This is a genomic window from Microbacterium sp. GbtcB4 (assembly GCF_019091465.1).
Taxonomy (GTDB): domain Bacteria; phylum Actinomycetota; class Actinomycetes; order Actinomycetales; family Microbacteriaceae; genus Microbacterium; species Microbacterium paraoxydans.
Genome location: NZ_JAGXJJ010000684.1, coordinates 1 through 232 on the forward strand (window position 1 = coordinate 1; position 232 = coordinate 232).

1 protein-coding gene is annotated in these 232 nt (G+C 75.9%); it reads left to right on the forward strand.

The genetic code is table 11. The features are described from left to right. Positions 1-232: Fe-S cluster assembly protein HesB (locus KVS71_RS19255; RefSeq protein WP_217585326.1), on the forward strand; the 232-nt coding region annotated here is incomplete at both ends.

Here is a 232-nt window from a genome sequence, read left to right on the forward strand (position 1 = left end):
CTCCCCGCCGCCACGCCCGGCATCGTGACGACCCCCGTGAGTCGACAGACCGACGCGCGGGGCGCCGGGCTGCGCATCCACACCGCCGAGGCGCAGGACGACACGGGCGCGGCCCGACTCGCCGTCGCCGTGACCGCCGATCCGGAGCCCGCCGACCAGGTCGTCGAGCTTTCGGTCACGCGCCTGTTCCTCGACGAGGCCGCCGCCTCCGCGCTCGACGACAAGGTCCTCG